Origin of the sequence: Saccharothrix saharensis (genome assembly GCF_006716745.1) — a bacterium.
Classification (GTDB): domain Bacteria; phylum Actinomycetota; class Actinomycetes; order Mycobacteriales; family Pseudonocardiaceae; genus Actinosynnema; species Actinosynnema saharense.
This window is the reverse complement of the sequence record NZ_VFPP01000001.1, coordinates 6,903,388-6,924,567: the sequence shown is the minus strand read 5'-3', so window position 1 is coordinate 6,924,567 and position 21,180 is coordinate 6,903,388. Positions and strand designations below refer to the sequence as shown.

Genomic DNA, 21,180 nt, shown 5'->3' with positions numbered 1-21,180 from the left:
TCGGTGGCCACCGCGCGCCGGACCACGTCCCACGCGTCCGGGTCGCCCTCGATCAGCGCCCGGCGACCGCTCGAACTTCGGCGCGCCGCCCGTGGACCGCAGCTCCCGCGTCACCTGGTCGACGTCGTTGTCGTGCTGCACGCACACGACGCGACGCGGGTCCGCGCACGCCTCCCGCCACGACCGGTCTTCCTCGCGCCGCGACAACGGCAGCACCGCCCGCAACGCCGCCTCGGCGGTGCGGACGTCCCGGCCGAGCGCGTTGGGCGGTTGCCCCGGCACGACGACGTCCACCAGGTACTCGGAGGCCGACCTCCGCGTGGCCGACGGCTCCAGCGCCGACATTCCCTCGTGCCGCGACCGGATGAACCGGGGGCGGTCGTCACCGCGCCCGAACGCGGCCACCAGCCCGTTGATGCCGTCACCCGGATAGGCGAAGACGTGCCCGGCACACCGGTCAGGCGGCCGGCGGAGCACGAGATCGGCGACAGTGTCGGTCGTGGCCGCCGAGAGGAAGGGAATACCCGACCGGAATCCACCCGCACTTCTTCCCACTTCAACATATAGCGCACAGGGGGTCTTGCGGCAAGGCCCCGGTTGTGCCGCAGAATCTCCGCCCTGAGCCCACGAACTGGGGAAATGGGCGAACGGAAAGGTGAACGAATGGGACGCCACGTGCTCGGTCTCCACGAAGTCGACCGGACGGAGGTCGGCCTCGCCGGGGGCAAGGGCGCACACCTGGGTGAGCTGTCGCGGATCGAAGGCGTCCGCGTGCCGCCCGGGTTCTGCGTGACGACGGACGCGTTCCGCCGCGTCGTCGGACCGGCCGTCGCACGGGCGCGCTCGCTCGGCGCGGACCTCCGCCGGACCATCGAGGAGATCCCCGTCCCGGACGACATCGCGGAGGAGGTCGCCGACGCCCTCTCACGGCTGGGCGACGCGCGGACGGCCTACGCCGTGCGGTCGAGCGCGACGGCGGAGGACCTGCCGGGCGCGTCCTTCGCGGGCCAGCAGGACAGCTACCTGAACGTGGTGGGCCCGGAGGCGGTCCTCCGCCACATCAGCCGGTGCTGGGCCTCGCTGTTCACCGAGCGGGCCGTCGCCTACCGGGAGCACCACGGCTTCGACCACGCCGCGGTGCACATGGCCGTCGTGGTGCAGCGGATGGTGTTCCCCCGGGCCGCCGGCGTGCTGTTCACCGCCGACCCGGTGACGTCCAACCGGAAGGTCGCCTCCGTCGAAGCGACCTTCGGCCTCGGCGAAGCCCTGGTCTCCGGGCTGGTCAACGCCGACTCCTTCACGGTGCGCGACGACGAGGTCGTGTCCCGGTCCATCGCGACCAAGGAGCTCGCCACCCACGCCGCGCCGGACGGCGGCACCCGGAACGTCACCGTCGAGGCCGCCCGGCGGGACGAGCCCGCGCTGACCGACGCGCAGGTGGTCGACCTCGTGCGGCTCGGCCGGCGGATCGAGGCGCACTTCGGCCGCCCCCAGGACATCGAGTGGTGCCTGGTGGACGACGGGTTCCGCATCGTCCAGAGCCGGCCGATCACCACGCTGTTCCCCGTCCCGGAGGCCGACGACGAGGAGAACCACGTCTACGTCTCGGTGGGCCACCAGCAGATGATGACCGACGCCATGCGGCCGCTGGGGATCTCCCTGTGGGGCATGACGTCCCCGATGCCCCGGGCCGAGGCCGGCGGCAGGTTGTTCGTGGACGTGACCCCGGTCCTCGCGTCACCCCGGAGCCGCGACGACCTCATGCGGGTCCTGGGCAAGTCGGACCCGTTGATCGGCGACGCGCTGCGGACCGTGGTCGAACGCGACGGCTTCCTGCCCCCGCCGTCCGACGACGGGCCGATCCGACCGATCCCCGGCGCGGCGCCCGCCACCATCGAGACCGACCCGGCCGTCGTCACCGAGCTGATCGCCCGCGGCGACGCGTCCAACGCCGCCGCGAAGCGCGCCATCGAGGGCAGGACCGGGCCGGAGCTGGTCGACTTCATCCTCGCGGACCTGGAGGAGCTGCGGCGGTTCCTGTTCGACCCGCGCAGCTACGAGGCGATCATGGCCGGGATGCAGACGACGTGGTGGCTGAACGACCACCTGCGGGAGTGGCTGGGCGAGAAGAACGCGGCCGACACGCTCACCCAGTCCGTGCCGCACAACGTCACGTCGGAGATGGGCCTGGAGCTCCTCGACGTCGCCGACGTCATCCGCCCGCACCCGGAAGTGGTCGCCTTCCTGCACGACGTCGAGGACGACGACTTCCTGGACCGGCTGCCCGCCCTGCCCGGCGGGCGGGAAGCACGCGACGCCATCCGGTCCTACCTGGACAAGTACGGCATGCGCTGCGTCGGGGAGATCGACGTCACCAGGCCGCGGTGGAGCGAACGCCCCACCGCGCTGCTGCCGATGATCCTCACCAACGTCGAGAACTTCGAGCCGGGCGCGGGCCGGCACCGCTTCGAGCAGGGGCTGCGGGAGGCGCGCAAGAAGGAGGAGGACGTCCTGGCCCGCCTGCGCGCGCTGCCCGACGGCGACCGGAAGGCCGAGGAGACCAAGCGGAAGATCGACCGCGTCCGCACGTTCACCGGCTACCGCGAGTACCCGAAGTACTTCCTCATCAGCCGCTACTTCATCTACAAGCAGGCCTTGACGGCGGAAGCCGACCGGCTCGTGCGAGCCGGTGTCCTCACCGACCGGGAGGACGTCTTCTTCCTGTCCCTGCCGGAACTCCAGCAGGTGGTGCGCACCAACGAGGTCGACCACGACCTCATCCGCCGCCGCGAGGACGCCTTCACGTCCTACCAGGCGCTCACGCCACCCCGCGTGCTCACCTCCGACGGCGAAGCGATCACCGGCGCCTACCGCCGCGACGACCTGCCCGCCGACGCCCTCGTCGGCCTGCCGGTCTCCGTCGGCACCGTCGAAGGCCGCGCCCGCGTCATCCTCGACGTCGCCGACGCCGACCTCGAACCGGGCGACATCCTCGTCACCGCCCACACCGACCCGAGCTGGTCACCGCTGTTCGTGGCCATCGCCGGTCTGGTCACCGAGGTCGGCGGCCTGATGACCCACGGCGCGGTCATCGCCCGGGAGTACGGCCTGCCCGCCGTCGTCGGCGTCGAGCGCGCCACCCACCTGGTCCGGGACGGTCAGCGGATCCGCCTCAACGGGACCGACGGCTACGTCGAGATCCTCGGCTGACCCGGCGGCCGGTGTCCCGAGCGGAAGGTCGGGGCACCGGACCTCCCTCACCACGGCAGCAGCAACCGCCCGCCGACGAACAACGTCCCCACCGTCACGGCGGCGAACAGCAGCACCCACACCAGCCCCGGCACCCGAGTGATCCGGGCGAGCTGGTCGGCGTCCGACTGCCGCGCCAACCCCCGCATCCGCCGGCGCTGCAACTCCCCCACCGGCCGCACCCCGCCCAACAGCAGGAACCACGCCACGAACAACGCGAACGCCGCCTGCCACTCCGCGGTGGCGTACCAGGACACGGCGAACATCACCGCCCCGGTCAGCACCACCGACACGACGCCGAACACGTTGCGGATCATGACCAGCATGCCGACCAGCAACGCCACCGTCGCCCACAGCAGCGGCCGGACCCGGTCGGCCGTGACCAGCGCCGCCGCGCCCAGCCCGAGCAATGACGGCGTCACGTACCCGGCGAAGTACATGAGCACCACGGCGACCCCGGTGGGTCGCCCGCGCGACACGGTCACCCCGGACGTGTCCGAGTTGAGCTTGATGCCCTCCAGCCGTCGGCCGGTGAGCAGCGCGACGAGGGCGTGCCCGGCCTCGTGCGCGATCGTGATGACGTGCCTGCTGTACCGCCACACGCCGGGGCTCGCCACCAGGACCAGCGCCAGGACGGCGGGGGCCCACTTCGTCAGGGTCAGAGTCGACATCGACCGCCAGCATGCCACGCCACGCCGGGCGCCCGGCCCGGATGCGGGAAGAGGGCTTGACCTGGAGCGCGCTCCAGCACCCAGGCTGACCGCCATGAAACGACAGCGCATCGGATCACTGGAAGTCAGCGCCCTGGCCCTGGGCACGCTGCCGTTCGGCAAGTGGGTGGACCAGCGGACCTCGTTCGCGATCATGGACCGGTTCGCCGAGGCGGGCGGCACGTTCCTGGACACGGCGAACAACTACGTGTTCTGGGACGGCGGCACGGGCGACGAGAGCGAGCTGGCCGTCGGCCGCTGGCTCGCCGAGCGGGGAAACCGGGACGCGATGGTGGTGGCCACCAAGGTGGGGGCGCGGCCGTTGGCGCCGGGCACCGGTCTGGAGAACGCCGAGGGCCTGTCCGGCGACACGGTCCGCAGCGCCGCCGCGGCCAGCCTGAAGCGGCTCGGCGTCGACCACATCGACCTGTACTACAGCCACATCGAGGACCGCGGCGTCACGTTCGAGGACACGCTCGGCGGGTTCACGTCCCTCGTGGCCGCGGGCCGGGTCCGCGAGATCGGCGCTTGCAACCACGCCACCTGGCGGTTCGACCGGGCGCGGGCGGTGTCGCGGGCCAACGGCCGGCCGGTCTACACCGCCGTGCAGCAGCGGTACAGCTACCTGCGGCCCCGGCCGAACGTGAAGCTGCCCGAGGGCGGTCACGTGCACATGACCGACGAGCTGCTCGACTACGCCGCCGCGGAGGGCGACGTGACGCTGGTGGCGTACTCGGCGCTGCTCGCGGGCCGGTACCGGGACAAACCGCTGGGCGAGGCGTACGACCACCCGGGCACCACGCGGCGGCTGGAGGTGCTGCACGAGGTCGCCGACGAGCTCGGCGCGACGGTGAACCAGGTGGTGCTGGCCTGGCTGCTGCGCCAGGACATCGTGCCGCTGGTGGGCGCGACCTCCGTGGCGCAGCTGGAGGAGACGTTGGGGGCGCTCGACCTCAAGCTGGACGACGACCAGGTGGAACGCATGGACTCCGCCGCCTGACCCCCGTGAACGCGAAGCGGTGCACGGCCCTTCACGGACCGTGCACCGCTCCGCACTGCTTGTTGTCGGCGTTACCGGCTGAACCGCGACTTGTGCTGCTCCGCGACGGCCGGGTCGATCGGCTGGACCGGCCGCGGGTTCACGGTCGGGTCCATCGACTCGATGCGCTCGTCGGGGTGCGCGCCGTGCCGCGAGTCGTCGACCCGCTGGGTCGGCATCTCCTGCGTCACCGGGTCGGCCTTCGGGTCGCGGATGCTCGCTTCCCGCTGGTAGCGCACCTCCTCGCGGTGGCCCCGCGCGACGGTCTCGTCGTGGTCGGCGACCGGCTCCCCGGTGCGCGTGTCGACCGGGGGTTCGGTCACGATCTTGCGCCGCGCGGGCAGCACGGCGATCAGCAGGCCGACGGCGGCGAGGCCGAGGTGCAGCCAGTTGTCGTTCACGTTGAGCGCCAAGGGGTTGCCCAGACCCGCGACGGGGTTGGTGGAGAACACACCGGCCAGCGCCAGACCCCACAGCAGCACCGCGCCGTAGGCGATGAACAGGAGCCAGCCGTACAGCCGGGCCAGGCCGGACGTGCTCGCCATGAGCAGGCCGAGCACACCGAACGCCAGGTGGACCACGTTGTGCAGCGGGTTCAGCGTGAACCCGAGCAGCATCGCGTGCTGGTCGCCCGCGAAGTCGCCGAACCCGGTGCGCACGAAGCCCAGCACACCCAACGCGAGGAACACCAGGCCGACCAGGCCTGCCAGCACCTGGGCGGGTTGCAGGCCCGCGACCTTGACGCGACCGACGGTCGAGTGGTGGGTCATCTCGCCCTCCAACTGAGGACCACGAGCCCGTCTGACCGGGCTCCGGACGCCCACCGACTACCCGTCCGGTCCGAGCCGCAAACAGCACGGCGCCACCCGGCCCCCGCGGCACGGCCGAATGGGGGCGGGGGACGGGCGCACGAGCCCGTCCCCCCTTTCCCGACAGGAGTCACACGCCCCGCCGTGCCGGGGTATATCCGCCCCGACCCACCCCATGAAGGTCGGGCCGCAACACCGCGCCGAATGCGCGGTCGATCATCGCAGCCAATAGGCCGATACGATTTTCCAATAATTACCCACCGTATCGCCCATTGTGGCGTATGGGCAGGTCAGAAGCGCTGGCCCCGGTCACCGCACGCGCGCGTCGCGGAGCCGTTCCACTCGGTCTCCCTGCTGTTCACGAAGGTCCCCTTTATGATCGTCGTACACCACTGCGGTGTTGGCCGATACTATCTCCGAAGCAACGGCTCGCGGTCAAAGCAATTATGGCTCCCATTAATTGGTCGATCCGGCTCGCCAGACCATCGAGTAGCGCCAGTAGAGGTGCCGCCGGAAGCGCGCGCCGGGCAGCACCGAGGCCGCCTCGGCGCGGATCTCGCGCAGCGACGACACCGGGTCGCGGGTGGGCGCGTCGTCCGCCGGGTCGTCGCGGACCAGGCGCGCGACGAAGTTGAGGGGCACCGACGCCAGGCTCAGCGCCCGGTCCCGGACGCCCTCCTCGCGGGCCGGCCCGAGCACCGCCACCACCCCGCCGGGCCGCACCAACGACCGCAACCTCGCCAGCCCGGACCGAAGCGGCATGTGGTGCAGCGCGGCGATGCAGGACACGAAGTCGTACGGCCCACCGATGTCGTCCACCACCGCGTCCGCCCGCCGGAACGCGACGCCCGGCACGTCGACCTCCCCGTGCCGGTCGACCGCCGTCACCACGAGCCCGCGCGCCGCCAACCTGCGCGCGAACAGCCCGGTGCCGCAGCCGAGGTCCAACGCCGTGCGCGCGCCCGGCGGCACCTGCCGGAGCAGGAACCGGTGGTAGTGCGCGTTGTGGTCGAAGTGCTTCACACCCGTGGCGACGCGCGGCAGGGCCACCGGGTTGCCACGGGACCGGACGACGCCGCCCGGCCCGCCGGATCCCGTCAAGATCGCTTGACCTCGAGTTGACTCGAACTCCTAGCGTGGCCCCGGTAAACCTGAGAGGGGATCACGTCATGCACGCCATCGTCCAGCACGAGTTCGGCCCGGCCGAGAACCTGCGCTTCGAACCCACCCCCGACCCGGAGCCGGGTACGGGCCAGGTGCGGATCGCGGTGTCCGCGGCCGGGGTGCACCTGCTCGACACGTCGATCCGACGTGGCGAGCACGGCGGGCCGTTCCCGCTGCCCGAGCTGCCCGTGACGCCGGGCCGGGAGGTCGCCGGTGTCGTCACGAAGCTCGGCGACGGGGTGGCCGCGCACTGGCTCGGCAAGCGGGTCGTCGCCCACCTCGGGCAGGCCGGCGGTGGGTACGCGGAGCAGGCCGTGGCGAACGCCGCGTCGCTGCACGAGCTCCCCGACCACGTCTCCGACGACGACGCCGTCGCCATGATCGGTACCGGCCGCACGGCCGTCGGCGTGCTGCGCGTCGCCGAGCTCACGCCCGACGACGTCGTGCTCGTGACCTCGGCGGCCGGGGGGCTGGGCGCGTTGTTCGTGCAGGCGGCCAAGGCGGTCGGGGCGAAGGTGATCGGTGTCGCGAGCACCGCCAAGCTCGACCTGGTCCGCCGGTTGGGCGCGGACGTGGTGGTCGACTACACGCGGCCGGGCTGGGACGAGGGCGTCGGCCGGGTCACCGTCGTGCTCGACGGCGTCGGTGGTGAGGCGGGCCGCAAGGCGCTGGAGCTGCTGGGCGTCGGCGGCCGGGTCCTGCTGTTCGGCTGGACCGCGGGCGAGCCGACCCGGATCGAGACCGCCGACCTGTACCGCCTGGGCATCACCGCGTCGGTCGTCGTCGGGCCCCGGATGATGAAGGGCACCTCACTGCGCGGGTTGGAGGAGCTGTCCCTCAGCGCCCTGGCCGACGGCCGCCTCACCCCGCTGACCACGACGTTCCCGCTCAGCGGGGCCGCCGAGGCGCACACCGCGCTGGAGAGCCGCGCCACCGTGGGCAAGGTCGTGCTCAAGCCCTGACCCGGGCCGGTTCCCCGTGCGCGACCACCGCGCACGGGGAACCGCACCGGCTACACCGGCACGGTGACGATCCGTTCGTCGTCGAAGGTGCGCACCTCGACCGCCACCACGTCCTCGGGGGCGACGAGCGCCGAGCCGTCGAGGTTGGTGCCGTCCTTCTCGCCGACCGCCGAGACGAGCCAACTGCCCGCCTCCTGCCTGCTGCCGTCCTTGGCGACGACGAACAGCCGGCACTTCTCGTCCTGCGCGACACCGGCGACCGACGCGTTCACCCGCACCCACCCGGCCGCGGGCCGGACCTGCACGGTCATCCGCGCGCCGGTCTCCGGGTCGGTGGCCGACCCGAGCCTGGTCCCGGCGGGCGGTGCGGGCGGCGGGGTCGTCTGCTGGACGGCCGTCACGTCCGGCGCGGTGCCGCGGCCGACCGCGAAACCACCGCCGAGCACGACCGCCGCCACGGCCGCCGCGGCCAACCCCAGGCCGACCCGGCGCCGGCGCGACCGCCCGACGCGCTCGGACCGCACCTGCCGCAACGTGCGCTGCAACAGCAGGTCGCCGCCCTCGGGCGGGCCGTCGAGCACCGCCTCGGGCGGCACGTCGCCCATGGCCCCCTCCATCGCCCGCAGTTCGGCCGTCTCGGCGCGGCAGCGCGGGCAGGACGCCAGGTGGTCCTCCACGGCACCCGCCTCCCGCTCGTCGAGCACGCCCAGCACGTAAGCGCCGAGCAGCTGTGGTTCGTGGTTGGTGGTCATCCGGCCACCCCCTTCAGCGCGACCTGTTGCCCGGCGAACGTCTCCCGCAACGCCCGCAGCGCGTAGTGGGACCTCGACTTCACCGTGCCCGGCGGCACCCCTAACGCCTCGGCCGCCTCGGTCACGCTGCGACCGCGGAAGTAGATCTCCATCAGCACGTCGCGGTGGTCGGACGACAACCGGTCCAGCGCTTCGAGCACGACCACCGAGTCCACCACGGAGTCGGCGTGGTCCCGCTGCACCGGCGGGGTCGTCGGCGCCTCGGCCACCTCCTGCGGCCGGGCCGCCTTCGCCCGGAACCGGTCCGTGACGATGTTGCGGGCCACGGTGAGCAGCCAGCCCCGGACCGAGCCCTTGCCGTTCACCAGGGCGTCCGGGTGCCGCCAGGCGCGCACGAGGGTTTCCTGGACGACGTCCTCGGCCGCCGCCCGATCACCGGTCAGCCGCGTCGCGTACGCGAGCAGCGCCCGACCGTGCTCCTCGTAGAGGGATCGGATCAGTGCCTCGTCGGCCGCGGCCTCCCGTTTCCGGGACCACAGAGCCGCCATCCACCCACTCCTCTCGTGAACTCCCTCCCCGGACACGCGCGTCGGGCGGTTCCGGTTCACCGAGAGGCCGGGAAACTTCCTAGGAGCAGGTCTGACCGGTGTTCAGGCAGGTCGTGAGGCGGTCCATCAGCTCGACCGGCATCACGTTGACGAACATCGCGTGGTCGGTGCGCGGGTCGTGGTGCTGCTCGGGGAAGCTGTCTATGGCGTACGGCCGCCCGGCGGGCACGTCGTAGGCGACCCGCACCCGCAGCTTCGGCACCGGGAACGTGCCCGACCGGCACACCCCGTTCGAGGCGGGGAACTCGGCGTGCGCCCGGTGGCTCGGGCTGTCGGTGGCGCGGCCGTCCCAGCAGCTCGGGAAGTCGAACGTGCGCAGCACCCGACCACCCGGCTCGCACTCGGGGTAGCGGTCGGTGTGCCGGTCCTCGAACCCGGTGCAGCTCCACCGCGCGCGGCCCCGGCCGCTGGTCAGCGCCGCCGGGTCACCGGTGATCATGCGCAGGAACCGCGGCATGGGCACGACCTCGCTGACCGGGCTGCCGGTGAACGTGATCTCCACGTGCGCCGGCGGCAGCACCTCGCCGGTGTTGCCGTGCGCCCCGCCGCCGGGTCGGTGCTCGTCGTGCCCGGTCCGGTCGGTGAGCCGCAGCACGGGCCAGTAGAAGGTGGACCGGTCCCCGGCCGGGCACGTGGTCGCGGCGGCGGCCAGCGACGCGTCGGTGGAAGCGGCGTTCGTGCTCAGGTTGCCGACGTACTCGTGGGTGTGGTGCGCCCCGTGGGGCTGACCGGGTGCGATGACCATGTTGTCGGCGTTGAGGTGGCGGTCCTCGTTGCGCCCGCAGTCGACGCGGAACGTGCCGGTCGAGGCGTCCGGGGTGGTGGTGACCGACTCGGCGGACACCGGCACGTCGCCGATGGCCACCGTGCGGCCGTCCGCGCAGCCGGCCGCCAGCACGAGCACCAGCAGCAGGGGCGACCACCTCACACCCGACAGCTTATTAGGGGTCGCGCCCCTCATCGCCCGACCGGGACGGCGGAGCCGCAACACTGCCCGAACGGGCCGACTCCCGCCCGCCCGAACCGGTCACCGCGCCACCCCCGTCACCACGCCGGGACCTCCGCGGTCACCAGGACGCGGCCGTCCTCGGTCACCACGCTGATCACGGCCGGTGCGCCCGGATCGACCGCCACCGACCCGGTCAGCGCGTGGCCGCCGGCCCGGGAGGCGACCCAGCCGCCGGCCACGTGACCCGGCCCGCGCCCGTCGGTGACGACCAGGTGGCACCGCTCCCCCGCCTCCACCCCGTCGACCTGCGCGCGCAGCCGCACCCAGCCGTCGGCGGGCGTGACCGTCGCGGTCATCCGCACGCCGTCGGCCGAGGTGGCGACCAGCACCCGATCCCCCGGCACGCTGCGCCGGCCGAGGTGGACGCCCCCGGCCAGCGCCGCACCGGCCAGCACGGCGCACGCCACCGCGGCGACACCGCGGCGGCGTGCGCGGTCACGCGCCCGTTCCGCGCGGACCTGGCCCAGCGCGCGTTCGAGGATCGGGTCCTGCATCTCTTCCGGGTCAGCTCGTGCTCGGACGTGCCCCGAAGGGCGACGGGTTGCGGCGGGTGGCGTGCATCGGCGGTGCCTTCCTCGAAGAACTGGCGGCGGACACCCGTCACACGGACCCGTCGGACGTTCGGTTCACCCATGCCCGGACGAGCCGGCCCGGCCAGTCGAGCCGCGCCCGCTGCCGCGCAGCGTGGCCAGGTAGAGGACGTGGTCGACGATGGCGATGCCGCTGGGCGAGGCGTTGGCCGTGCCACGGGAGCCCCACAGTCGTTGACGACTCCTCCGGACTCCGGGGATCGGTGCGGCGGTGTGGTCGCGGCGGTGTGGCGGCGGCGGGGATCGGACAACGACCGATCCGTCACCCGACACGGTGAAGGCTCTCCCCGGCAGCGTTCAGTGGTGTCCCGGTCCGGGTGCGTCGGGCAGGATCAGCGCGCCGGCGCGCCGGAGGAGTACGCGGTGACGGGAGCGGGCCGCGGACGGCGCGACGGGAACGCTTGCGGACGAGGACGGCCGCGCCACGCAGGCGTTCCGATCGGGCGGGGCCAGCCGCAGGCGAGTCGGTTCAGCCGTAGAGCTCCTCGTAGCGGGCGGCGTGGGTGGTGTGGACGGTCTTGCGCTTGACCTTGAGGGTCGGGGTCAGCTCGCCGTCGTCCTGGCTCAGGTCGCGGTCCAGGAGGGTGAAGCGCTTGACCTGCGAGACGTGGGCGAAGTGCGAGTTGGCCTCGTCCACGACGTCCTGGATCAGGGCGCGCACCTCGGGTGTGCGGGACAGCGTGGGCAGGTCCGTCGGCAGCCCTCGGTCCTCCGCCCACGGCACGATCTCGTCCTGGTCCAGCGTGATCAGCGCGACCAGGTACGGCTTGAGGTCGCCGTAGACCACCGCGTGCGAGATCCAGCGGGACTGGCGGAGCTGGTTCTCGACGTTCGCGGGGGCGATGTTCTTGCCGCCGGCGGTGATGATGATGTCCTTCTTGCGGCCCGTGATGGTGACGAAGCCGTCGTCGTCGATCTCACCCAGGTCACCCGTGTGCAGCCACCCGTCGGTGAGCACCTCGGCGGTGGCGGCCGGGTTGTTCCAGTAGCCCGCGAACACGTGCGGGCCCTGCATCAGGATCTCGCCGTCCTCGGCGATCTTGAGCTGCAACCCCGCCACCCCGAACGCGCCGACCGACCCCAGCTTGTGCCGCGCCAACGTGTTCACCGTGCCGACGCCGGTGGACTCGCTCATGCCGTACCCCTCCAGCACGGGCACGCCGGCGGCGGAGAAGAACTCCAGCACCTCCACCGAGATCGGGGCCGCGCCGGACAGCGCCAGCCGCAGCCGGCCGCCGAAGATCGCCCGCACCCGCGCGAACAACGCCTCCGCCTGCTCGAACGCGGCGGCCAGGTCGGGCGGCACGGGCTGCCCGGCGGCCTGCCGCCCGCGCACCGCCAGCCCCACCCGGACCGCCTGCCGCACCCGGTCCTCCGGCACGCCGGCCGTGGCCGCGGTGTAGACCTTCTCGAAGATCCGCGGCACGGACGGCAGGAACGTCGGCCGCACCTGCGCCAGCTCGGCCACCACCCGGGACGTGTCACCGCCGTAGAACGCGACCGCGTGGCCGGTGTAGAGCGCCCCCAGGTGCACGATCTGCGCGAACACGTGCGCCAGCGGCAGGAACAGGTACGCCACGTCCCCCGGCAGCACGTACGACAGCTCCTCGCTGAGCCGGCACATGGTCAGCCAGTTCCGGTTGGTCAGCACGCAGCCCTTGGGCGGCCCGGTGGTGCCCGAGGTGTAGATGATCAGGGTCGGGTCGTCGGGGTCGATCGCGGCACGGCGGTCGTCCAGCTCGCCCGGCACCGGCGCCGTGCGCCCCTGCGACCGCAGCTCGGCCAGCCCGCCGCCCTCGATCACGACCACGTCCCGCAGCGCGGGCACCCGGTCGCGGATCGACTCGACCTTGTCCCGCTGCGCGTCGTCCTCCACGACGACGAGCACCGCGCCCGAGTCGCCGATGATCCACGCGCACTCCTCCGGCGCGCTCGACGGGTAGATGGGCACCACCACGCCACCCGCCGCGAGCACCGCCAGCTCCACCGCCGACCACTCGACCCTGGTGTCCGACAGCACGCACACCCGTTCGCCCGGCCGCACGCCCAGGTGCACCAGCCCGGACGCCAGCTCCATGACCCACTCGGCGACCTCGGTGAACGTCAGGTCGTGCCACTGCCCGTCGCGCAGGTGGCGCCAGGCCACCCGGTCGTCGTGCGCCTGGGCGGCCACGAAGGGCAGGTCGGCGATGACGCGCGCCGTGGTCACGGGCATGGCGGTGCTCCTCACTGGACTGCGGACGAGGTGACGCGCACGTGGACGCCGTTCAGCACGGCGGTGCCGGACAGCGGGTCCACGGCCAGGTCGTCGGTGAGCAGGTTGACGTTGACGCCGGGGTGGGCGCGGGCGGTGGTCAGGCGCGTGCCGGGCCGGTCGTGGCCCCAGCCGTGCGGCAGGCTGACCACGCCGGCGGCCATGTCGGCGCTGACCTCCACGGTCGCCTCGACCTCGCCGACCCGGGACGTCACCCGGGCCGTGCCGCCGTCGACCAACCCCAGCCTGGCCGCGTCGTCCGGGTGCACCAGCAGCGTGCACAACCGCTTGCCCTTCACCAGCGCGGGCACGTTGTGCAGCCACGAGTTGTTCGACCGCAGGTGTCGCCGCCCGACCAGCACCAGCCCGTCCCGGGGCGCGTGCAACGCGGCCAGCACCCGCGGCACGTCCGCCGCGATCGGCTCCGGGCACAGCTCGATCCGGCCGGACGGCGTGCGCAGGATCTCCGGCACCCGGCTCGTCAGCGGCCCGAGGTCGACACCGTGCGGCCGGTCCAGCAGGTCGGCCAGGGTCAGCCCGTACGGCCCGGACCGCAGCCGCGCGTCCAGCAACCGCTCGTCGCGGCCCAGCTCCGACTCCCCCGACAGCCCGACCAGCGCGTCGAGGTCGGCGTCGGGCCCCTGCCCGGCGAGGATGCCGGTCAGCCGGAGCAGGATCTCGCCCTCGTCCACCTCGCCCGGCCCCGGTGGCACGGCGGGCGGCGAGTACTTGGCCACGTTCCGCACGGTGAACGACAGGAACGCCAGGTCGTAGTGGGCGCGCCTGCTCGGCGGCGGTGGCGGCAGGATCACGTCCGCGTGCCGGGTCGTCTCGTTCAGGTACGGGTCCACGGCCACCATGAAGTCCAAAGTGGACAGCGCAGCGTCCAGCCGGCCCGAGTTGGGCACGGACAGCGCCGGGTTCCCGGCCACCGTCACCAGCGCCCGGACCTGCCCGGCGCCGGGCGTGGTGATCTCGTCGGCCAGCGTCACCACGGGGAGCTCGCCCGCCACCTCGGGCAGGCCGCGCACCCGGCTGCGCCACCGGCCGGTGGCGAACCCCTTGCCGGTCCCCGTGCCGCGCTTGGCGTGCGCGGGCAGCGGGAACATCGCGCCACCGGGCCGGTCCAGGTTGCCGGTCAGCACGTTCAGCACGTCGACCAGCCAGCTGGCGACCGTGCCGAACTCCACCGCCGTCGTGCCGATCCGCCCGTACACGGCCGCCCGGGGCGCCGCCGCGAGCCGGTGCGCCAGCGCCCGGATGACACCGGCGTCGACGCCGCACCGCTGTGCCACCGCCTCGGGCGTGAACGGCGCGCTCAGCTCCCGCACCTCGGCCACGCCGTTCACGTGCGGCGCGAGCTCCCCGAGATCGACCAGCGACGCGGCGAACAGCTCGTTCACCATGGCCAGCAGCAGGAACACGTCCGTGCCCGGCACGATCGCCAGGTGCTGGTCGGCGGCCGCCGCCGTGCGGCTGCGCCGCGGGTCGACCACGACGAACGCCCCGCCGCGGCGGCGCAGCGCCTTGAGCCGACCCGGCGCGTCCGGCACGGTCCACAGGCTGCCGTTGGACGAGAACGGGTCCGCGCCGAGCAGCAGCAGGAAGTCCGTGCGGTCGATGTCGGGTACGGGGATGGAGAAGATGCCGCCGTAGAGCAGGCCGCACGCCACGTGCTTCGGCATCTGGTCGACCGTGGCGGCGGTGAAGAAGTTGCGCGAGCCCAGCGCCTTGCGCAGCGCGCCCGCGTACAGGCCGCCGGCCGGCGAGTGCACCGTCGGGTTGCCCAGGTACAGCGCCACCGCGTCCCGGCCGTGCGCGTCGATGACCGCGCGCAACCGCGCGTCGACCAGCGCGAACGCCTCGTCCCACGACACGGGCCCGAACGACGTGCCCCGGCGGACCACCGGCTCGCGCAACCGGTCCGGGTCCGCGTCCAACGCGCCCAGCGACGCGCCCTTGGGGCACAGGAACCCGCCGCTGAACGAGTCCTGCCGGTCACCGCGCACGGCCGTGATCCGATCGCCCTCGACCGTCAGCTCCAGGCCGCAGGTCGCCTCGCACAACGGGCACGTCGTCCAAGCGGTGCGCATGCGTCTCCCGGCGGTCCGGCCCCAACGTCGACGCAACCCAGACAACACGCCCGGGTTACCGGCCGGTTAGTGCGGACTCCACAACAACTAAGCGCGGCTAGGCCCGGCCGTCCAGCACCCGGGCCAGCTCCAGCCGCGACGACACCCGCAGCTTCGCGTAGATCCGCGACAGGTAGACCTCGATCGTGCGGGGGCTGTAGTGCAACGCGGCCGCGATGTCCCGGTTGCGCATCCCCTGCTGCACCAACCGGGCGACGTTCTCCTCCGCCGCCGTCAGCACACCCGGAGCCCGTCCCCTGGCCCGCGGCACCTTCGCGCCCAGCTCCTTGAGCCGCGCCCCGACCTGCCGGCGCAGCCCGTGCGCCCCCACCCGCTGGAACACGCCGTACGCCTCCAGCAGCTCCGCCACCGCACCGCCGTCGACCTGCCCCAACGCCCACTGCGCCCGTGCGCGCTCGAACACCAGCCCGCCGGCCTCGGCCTCCCGCACCGACTCCCGCAGCACCTCGGCGTCCCGCTCGACCGCACCCACGACGCGTCGGACGGTCGTCCGCGTCCACGGCGCGACCCGGTCGGCCGCCACGACCCGCAGCCGTGCCGCCGTCCGCCGCGCCCGGTCCACCCGGCCGTGCGCCAGGTCCAGCTCGACCAGCCGACCCAGCAGCACGCAGCTGTAGGCGGTCATCCCGTCGTCGTCCACCGCGTCCGCCAGCACGTCCCGCGCGCCCTCCACGTCACCGCGCGCGGACAGGTAGCCCGCCATCGCGAATGCGTGCAGCCGGGACATGTTCGGGCTGGTCGGCGGCTCCAACGCGGCCAGCCGGGCGGCCACGTCCAGCTCACCGCGCCACGTCCGCACCTCCAGCTCGATCGCGCGCAGGCCGTCGAGCATCATCAGCTCCTGCCGCGACTCCAGCTCCGCCGCGGCGCGCCCGACCCGTTCCAGGCAGGCGTCCCACGCGCCGCCGAACCAGTCCAGCGCCACCCGCGCCATCTCGAGCTCACCCCGGAACGCGTGCCCGCCCGCCCGTTCCCGCAGCTCCTCGGCCCGGCGCAACCGCCACGACGCGTCGTGCACCAGCCCGGCCAGCGCCCCGGTGGACGCACCGACGGCCAGCGCCTGGAGCTCCAGCCCCGGCTGGCCAGCCGCCGAGGCCAACGCCCGGTTGGCGTAGTCGACCGTCTTGTCGTGCCGGAACAGCATCGACGTGATCACCGCCAGCCGGTCGAACACCACCACGCCTTCGGCGGCCGACGTCAGCGGCAGGGCCTCGATCCGCTCGGCGGCGGCCAACGCCTCGGCGTGGCGCCCGGTGAACAGCAGCAGCAGCGCGCGCTGCGCGTGCAACGCGGCCGGCGCGTCACCGGACCGCACCTCCGCGTCCGCCAACCGCAGCCCTTCGGCGAACCGTCCGACGAGGAACATGCTGGTCAGCACGATGACCGCGCAGCGCGACCGGTCCGGGCCGGCGGGCAGCTCCGCCAGCGCGGCCAGCCCCGGCCCGATCGCCGCGCCCGGCCGGGACGCGTGGGCCAGCGCGCGGCACTGCGAGGCCAGCAGCCCGGCCCGTTCCGGCGCGGCCAGCGGCAGCAGCTCCAGCGCCCGCGCGCACAACGCCGCCGCCGTCTCCGGCGCGGTGGCGCGGTTCGCGGCGGCGGCCTGCGCCATCACCCGCACCGCGCGCAGGTCGCCCGGCGGGGCGGACTCGGCCAGGTGCCAGGCCAGCTCCATCTCGTCCACCGCGAGCCCGCGCGCCCGGTCGTCCAGCAGCCGCGCGCTGATCAGGCTGTGCAGGTGCCGCCGCTGCGCCGGGCCGATCTCCTGGTACAGCGCCTCGCCGACCAGCGCGTGCGAGAACCGGTAGCCCCGGTCCTCGTCGCGCACCACGATGTGGGCCCGCAGCAGCCCGTCGAAGGCGTCCACCACGGTCTCCTCGGGCAGCGACGACACCCGCGCCAGCAGCCCGATCTGGTCCAGCCGCACGCGCCGGAAGATCGACACGGCGCGCGCCACCGCCCGGGTGTCCCGGTCCAGCGGCGCGACCCGCCGCAGCACCGCCTCGCGCCTGGTCAGCCGGATCGCCGACGGCGACACGGCCAGCCGGGCCCGGTCGCCGTCCACCGCCACCAGGTCCAGCTCGCGCAGCGACCGGGCGATCTCCACCGCGAAGAACGGGTTGCCGTCGGCCCGGTGGTGCACCTCGTGCGCCAGCCCGTCGTCCACCGGCGTGCCCAGCACGGTCTCCACGATCCGCGCCACGTCACCGCCGCTCAACGGCGCGAGCCGCACGCGCACCACGTCGGCGTGCCGTTCGAGCCGGTCCAGCAGCTCCTCCACGCCGGGGTTGCGGTGGTGCTCGCGCACCGCGGCGATCAGCACCAGCGGCGCGGCCGTGACGCGGCGCAGCACCACGGCGAGCATGGCCAGCGAGTCGTCGTCCACCTGGTCGACGTCGTCCAGCACGAGCGCGGCGGGCCGGTCGGCGGTCAGCCCCGTCAACGCCCGCGCCACCAGCTCGCAGGACCGGCCGAACCAGGTCGCGTCCGGCGTCGCGGTCAGGTCCAGCGCCGCCAAGGCGGCCCGCACGTCACCGGGGTCCGCGACCGACCGCAACGCCGTGGCCACGGCCGCGTACGGGATGCGCCTGCTCACGTCGTCCGACTCGGCGGCGGCCACCGCGCAGCCCCGCGCGCGCAGCCGGCGGCCCACCTCGGCGAGCAGGCTGGACTTGCCGATCCCCGGCTCACCCGACACCACGACCGCCACCAGCCCGGCGGCGGGCACGCGCTCGACCGCGTCGGACACGGCCGCCAGCTCGGCCTCCCGGCCGAAGAAAGGCGACAAGGGCGACCTCCCCTGGTTGGGCACACCACACTACCGATCGCGGTGCACCGGACCGCCGTCGCGGCCGCGCGGCCCTACCGACTGAGGAATCCCTACTCACGTGGCGCGGCCCGCGGTGGTGCCATGGCGGCGGACAACTGCCGCACCTGGAGGGTCGATGACGGTCGAGGGCACCTGCGCCGACGAGTTCGCCGAGGTCCGCACCGAGTTCGAGCGCAACTTCGCCGAGCGGGGCGAGGTCGGCGCGGGCGTGCACGTGACGGTCGACGGCGTCACGGTGGTCGACCTGTGGGGCGGTGACGCGGGCGGGCGGCCGTGGCGGGAGGACACGATCACGCACGTGTGGTCGTGCACCAAGGGCGCGACCGCGCTGTGCGCGCACGTGCTGGCGTCCCGGGGCGAGCTGGACCTGGACGCGCCGGTCGTCGAGTACTGGCCGGAGTTCGGGCGCGACGGCAAGGTGGGCACGCTGGTGCGGCACCTGCTGGCGCACCAGGCCGGGCTGACCGCGGTGCGGGAGCCGGTGCCCGCGGGCGGGATGCTCGACTGGGACCTCATGACCGGGCTGCTGGCGCGGCAGGAGCCGTTCTGGGAGCCGGGCACGCGGCACGGCTACCACGCGTTGACGTTCGGGCACCTGGTCGGCGAGGTGGTGCGGCGGGTGTCCGGGACGGGTCTGGCCGAGTTCTTCGAGAAGGAGGTGTCCGGCCCGCTGGGGCTGGACTTCTGGCTCACCCTGCCCGAGGACCTGGAGCCGCTGGTCGCCCGGACGATCCCGGCCGACCGCGGCGAGGCGGTGCCGGCGGTGTACGTGGCGGCGATGGGCAGCCCCGGGTCGATGCAGTCGCTGCTGATGGGCAACTCCGGCGGGTACGTGGCGGCGTCGGACACGCGCGAGGCGCACGCGGCGCAGTACGGCTCGGTCGGCGGGATGAGCAACGCGCGCGGCCTGGCGCAGCTGTACCGGCCGCTGGCCCTGGGCGGCGAGTACAACGGGGTGCGGTTGGTGGACGAGGCGCAGATCCCCCTCATGTCCGGGGTGGTGTCGGCCGGGCACGACGAGATGCTGCTCGCGCCGACCCGGTTCTCGCTGGGGTTCATGAAGGCGGCGGCCAACCGGCACCTGCCCGCCGTGGAGCGGGGCGTGGCGATGGCGGACGGCGCGTTCGGGCACTCCGGGATGGGAGGGTCGCTCGGGTTCGCCGACCCGGGCGCGCGGATGTCGTTCGGGTACGCGATGACGAAGATGGGGCCGGGCCTGGGCGTCAACGCGCGCGGACAGTCCCTTGTGGACGCCGTCTACCGCGCGCTGGGGCACCGGCAGGCGTCGGACGGCGCCTGGTTCCGCTGAGGCCGGGGCGGCCTACCCGGCGATGCCGTAGACCGAGCGCAGCCAGACGCAGGTGAGGGTGTCGACCAGCTCGCGGTCCCGCGCGGCCGACCGGCGGGACCGCGAGCGGCCCAGGAACGCCTGCTCGTTCAGCGACACCAGGACGGCGGCCAGCGACTTGGCCGGCGGGCCGGGCGGTGCGACGCCCGCCGCCCGTTCCAGTTCGATCTGCGAGGCGGTCGCGTCGACGAACCGGCGGGCGACACCGGACCAGAACTCGCGCATCGACGGGTCGGTGTCGCGGGCGCGGACGGCGGCGCGCAGCACCGGCCCGTGCTTGCGCCACAGCGCGAGGCTCGCGCCCAGCGCCCGCCGGATCGAGTCCTCGGGTGGCTCGCTGCCGCGCCGCAGCCACGACGACGCCGACTCGTACAGCTCGTCGACGACGCCGCCGGCCAGCGCGTGCAGCACCGCTTCCCGTGACGCGAAGTGGAAGTAGAAGGTCGACCTCGAGATGCCCGCTCCCGAGGCCAGCTCGTCGACCGCGATGTCGTCCAGGGAGCGCGTCTGCAGCAGCCGTTCGGCGGTGTCGAGGATCGCCTGCGAGGTGAGGTCGCCCTTGCTGGGCCTGCGCCGCGACCCGACCGTGCCGGCACGTGGGGACATGGCGCACATCCTCGGTTCCGCGCACGGCAGCCGCAAGCGTTTCGCGCGCACCGCCGCCAAGTCGAGAACTCCGCCGACGCGCACCACCGGTCACGGCGGGGTAGACAATGGGGTGTGGATCCACTCCGGGCACTGCGGCAGGTGGCGTTCCAGCTGGAGCGCGCCGGTGAACCCACGTACCGGGTCCGGGCGTTCCGCAAGGCCGCCGAGGTGGTGGCGGCACTGCCGGACGGCGAGCTGGCGCGGCGGGCCGCGGCGGGCACGCTGACCGACCTGCCCGGCATCGGCAAGGCCACCGCGGGCGTGATCACGGACGCCGTGGCCGGGCGCGAACCGACCTACCTGAGCCGGTTCCGCGAGCCGGTGGTGGGCGGGCAGGCGATGCGGGCGCTGCTGAAGGGCGACTGCCACACGCACTCCGACTGGTCCGACGGCGGCAGCCCGATCCGCGAGATGGCCGAGGCGGCGCGCGACCTGGGCCACTCGTGGATGGTGCTGACCGACCACTCGCCCCGGCTGACGGTGGCCAACGGCCTGTCCGCCGACCGGCTGCTGCGCCAGCTCGACGTGGTCGCGGAGCTGAACGCCGAACTGGCGCCGTTCCGGGTCCTGACCGGCATCGAGGTCGACATCCTGGACGACGGCTCGCTCGACCAGCGACCGGAGCTGTTGGCGCGGCTGGACGTCGTGGTCGCCAGCGTGCACTCGAAGCTGCGGATGGCCGCCCCGGAGATGACCCGGCGCATGGTGGCCGCCGTGTCCAACCCGCACGTCGACGTGCTCGGCCACTGCACGGGACGCCTGGTGGTCGGCAAGGGGCGGCCGGAGTCGACGTTCGACGCGGAGGCGGTGTTCTCGGCGTGCGCCGAGCACGGCACCGCCGTCGAGATCAACTCGCGCCCGGAGCGCCGCGACCCGCCGGGCCGCCTGCTGCGGCTGGCGGTGGAGCTGGGCTGCACGTTCTCGATCGACAGCGACGCCCACGCGCCGGGTCAGCTGGACTGGCTGTCGTTCGGCTGCGAGCGGGCCGAGGAGTGCGGTGTCACCCCCGAGCGCGTGATCAACACTTCGGAGGCCGACGCACTGCTGTCGCGCTGACC

General features: G+C 73.7%; 17 protein-coding genes. 6 read left to right on the top strand and 11 right to left on the bottom strand.

The genetic code is table 11. The annotated features are described in order from the left end of the window. Positions 1-91: 91 nt before the first annotated feature. Both FHX81_RS43065 and rph read left to right on the top strand, forming a co-directional pair. Entirely contained in the window at positions 92-433 is a 342-nt protein-coding gene (locus FHX81_RS43065; RefSeq protein WP_170232240.1) for a hypothetical protein, read from the top strand. A 230-nt stretch (positions 434-663) separates the two neighbouring features. Further along, positions 664-3,210, top strand: coding sequence for a rifamycin-inactivating phosphotransferase (rph, locus tag FHX81_RS31625; RefSeq protein WP_141982081.1), 2,547 nt, complete (start codon positions 664-666; stop codon positions 3,208-3,210). 47 nt (positions 3,211-3,257) lie between these two features. Here the strand turns inward: rph and FHX81_RS31620 are convergent, their stop codons facing one another. Then, complete coding sequence (locus FHX81_RS31620; RefSeq protein ID WP_141982079.1) at positions 3,258-3,920, bottom strand: M50 family metallopeptidase; 663 nt, start codon at positions 3,918-3,920, stop codon at positions 3,258-3,260. 94 nt (positions 3,921-4,014) lie between these two features. Between FHX81_RS31620 and FHX81_RS31615 the strand changes: the two genes are divergently transcribed. Continuing rightward, positions 4,015-4,959 (top strand): aldo/keto reductase, encoded by a 945-nt coding sequence (locus tag FHX81_RS31615; RefSeq protein WP_141982077.1) that lies wholly within the window; start codon positions 4,015-4,017, stop codon positions 4,957-4,959. Between the two features lie 71 nt (positions 4,960-5,030). Here the strand turns inward: FHX81_RS31615 and FHX81_RS42865 are convergent, their stop codons facing one another. Then, positions 5,031-5,768 (bottom strand): DUF4383 domain-containing protein, encoded by a 738-nt coding sequence (locus FHX81_RS42865; protein WP_141982076.1) that lies wholly within the window; start codon positions 5,766-5,768, stop codon positions 5,031-5,033. A 495-nt stretch (positions 5,769-6,263) separates the two neighbouring features. After that, the gene (locus tag FHX81_RS31605; protein ID WP_246108063.1) at positions 6,264-6,908 is read right to left on the bottom strand and encodes a class I SAM-dependent methyltransferase; all 645 of its coding nucleotides are present in this window, start codon (positions 6,906-6,908) and stop codon (positions 6,264-6,266) included. Positions 6,909-6,976: 68 nt separating this feature from the next. On the opposite strand from FHX81_RS31605, the gene FHX81_RS31600 reads away from it, so the two are divergent. After that, positions 6,977-7,933, top strand: a complete 957-nt coding sequence (locus tag FHX81_RS31600) for a zinc-binding dehydrogenase (protein ID WP_141982074.1) — start codon at positions 6,977-6,979, stop codon at positions 7,931-7,933. A gap of 50 nt (positions 7,934-7,983) precedes the next feature. On the opposite strand, the gene FHX81_RS31595 is transcribed toward FHX81_RS31600, so the two are convergent. From FHX81_RS31595 to FHX81_RS42680, 7 genes are all read right to left on the bottom strand, one after another. Then, complete coding sequence (locus FHX81_RS31595; protein WP_141982072.1) at positions 7,984-8,685, bottom strand: anti-sigma factor family protein; 702 nt, start codon at positions 8,683-8,685, stop codon at positions 7,984-7,986. Continuing rightward, positions 8,682-9,233 carry a sigma-70 family RNA polymerase sigma factor gene (locus FHX81_RS31590; protein ID WP_141982070.1) on the bottom strand — a complete coding sequence of 184 codons (552 nt, stop codon included), beginning with the start codon at positions 9,231-9,233 and terminating at the stop codon, positions 8,682-8,684. Before FHX81_RS31590 ends, FHX81_RS31595 begins: the two co-directional genes overlap by 4 nt. A gap of 79 nt (positions 9,234-9,312) precedes the next feature. Further along, positions 9,313-10,221 (bottom strand): DUF1996 domain-containing protein, encoded by a 909-nt coding sequence (locus FHX81_RS31585; protein ID WP_246108062.1) that lies wholly within the window; start codon positions 10,219-10,221, stop codon positions 9,313-9,315. A gap of 116 nt (positions 10,222-10,337) precedes the next feature. Next, positions 10,338-10,796 (bottom strand): hypothetical protein, encoded by a 459-nt coding sequence (locus FHX81_RS31580; protein WP_141982065.1) that lies wholly within the window; start codon positions 10,794-10,796, stop codon positions 10,338-10,340. A 565-nt stretch (positions 10,797-11,361) separates the two neighbouring features. Then, positions 11,362-13,107: an AMP-dependent synthetase/ligase gene (locus FHX81_RS31575; RefSeq protein ID WP_141982064.1), complete on the bottom strand. Its 1,746-nt coding sequence runs from the start codon at positions 13,105-13,107 to the stop codon at positions 11,362-11,364. Positions 13,108-13,118: 11 nt separating this feature from the next. Beyond that, positions 13,119-15,239 carry a molybdopterin oxidoreductase family protein gene (locus FHX81_RS31570; RefSeq protein ID WP_141982062.1) on the bottom strand — a complete coding sequence of 707 codons (2,121 nt, stop codon included), beginning with the start codon at positions 15,237-15,239 and terminating at the stop codon, positions 13,119-13,121. Positions 15,240-15,336: 97 nt separating this feature from the next. Next, positions 15,337-18,084 carry an ATP-binding protein gene (locus FHX81_RS42680; protein WP_170232239.1) on the bottom strand — a complete coding sequence of 916 codons (2,748 nt, stop codon included), beginning with the start codon at positions 18,082-18,084 and terminating at the stop codon, positions 15,337-15,339. A 157-nt stretch (positions 18,085-18,241) separates the two neighbouring features. On the opposite strand from FHX81_RS42680, the gene FHX81_RS31560 reads away from it, so the two are divergent. Then, the gene (locus tag FHX81_RS31560) at positions 18,242-19,435 is read left to right on the top strand and encodes a serine hydrolase domain-containing protein (RefSeq protein ID WP_141982058.1); all 1,194 of its coding nucleotides are present in this window, start codon (positions 18,242-18,244) and stop codon (positions 19,433-19,435) included. Positions 19,436-19,447: 12 nt separating this feature from the next. Here the strand turns inward: FHX81_RS31560 and FHX81_RS31555 are convergent, their stop codons facing one another. Continuing rightward, on the bottom strand, positions 19,448-20,080 hold the full coding sequence (locus tag FHX81_RS31555) for a TetR/AcrR family transcriptional regulator (RefSeq protein ID WP_170232238.1): 633 nt from the start codon (positions 20,078-20,080) through the stop codon (positions 19,448-19,450). Positions 20,081-20,194: 114 nt separating this feature from the next. Here FHX81_RS31555 and FHX81_RS31550 point away from each other — a divergent pair, with 114 nt between their 5' ends. Beyond that, positions 20,195-21,178, top strand: a complete 984-nt coding sequence (locus FHX81_RS31550) for a PHP domain-containing protein (protein ID WP_141982055.1) — start codon at positions 20,195-20,197, stop codon at positions 21,176-21,178. Positions 21,179-21,180: the final 2 nt, after the last annotated feature.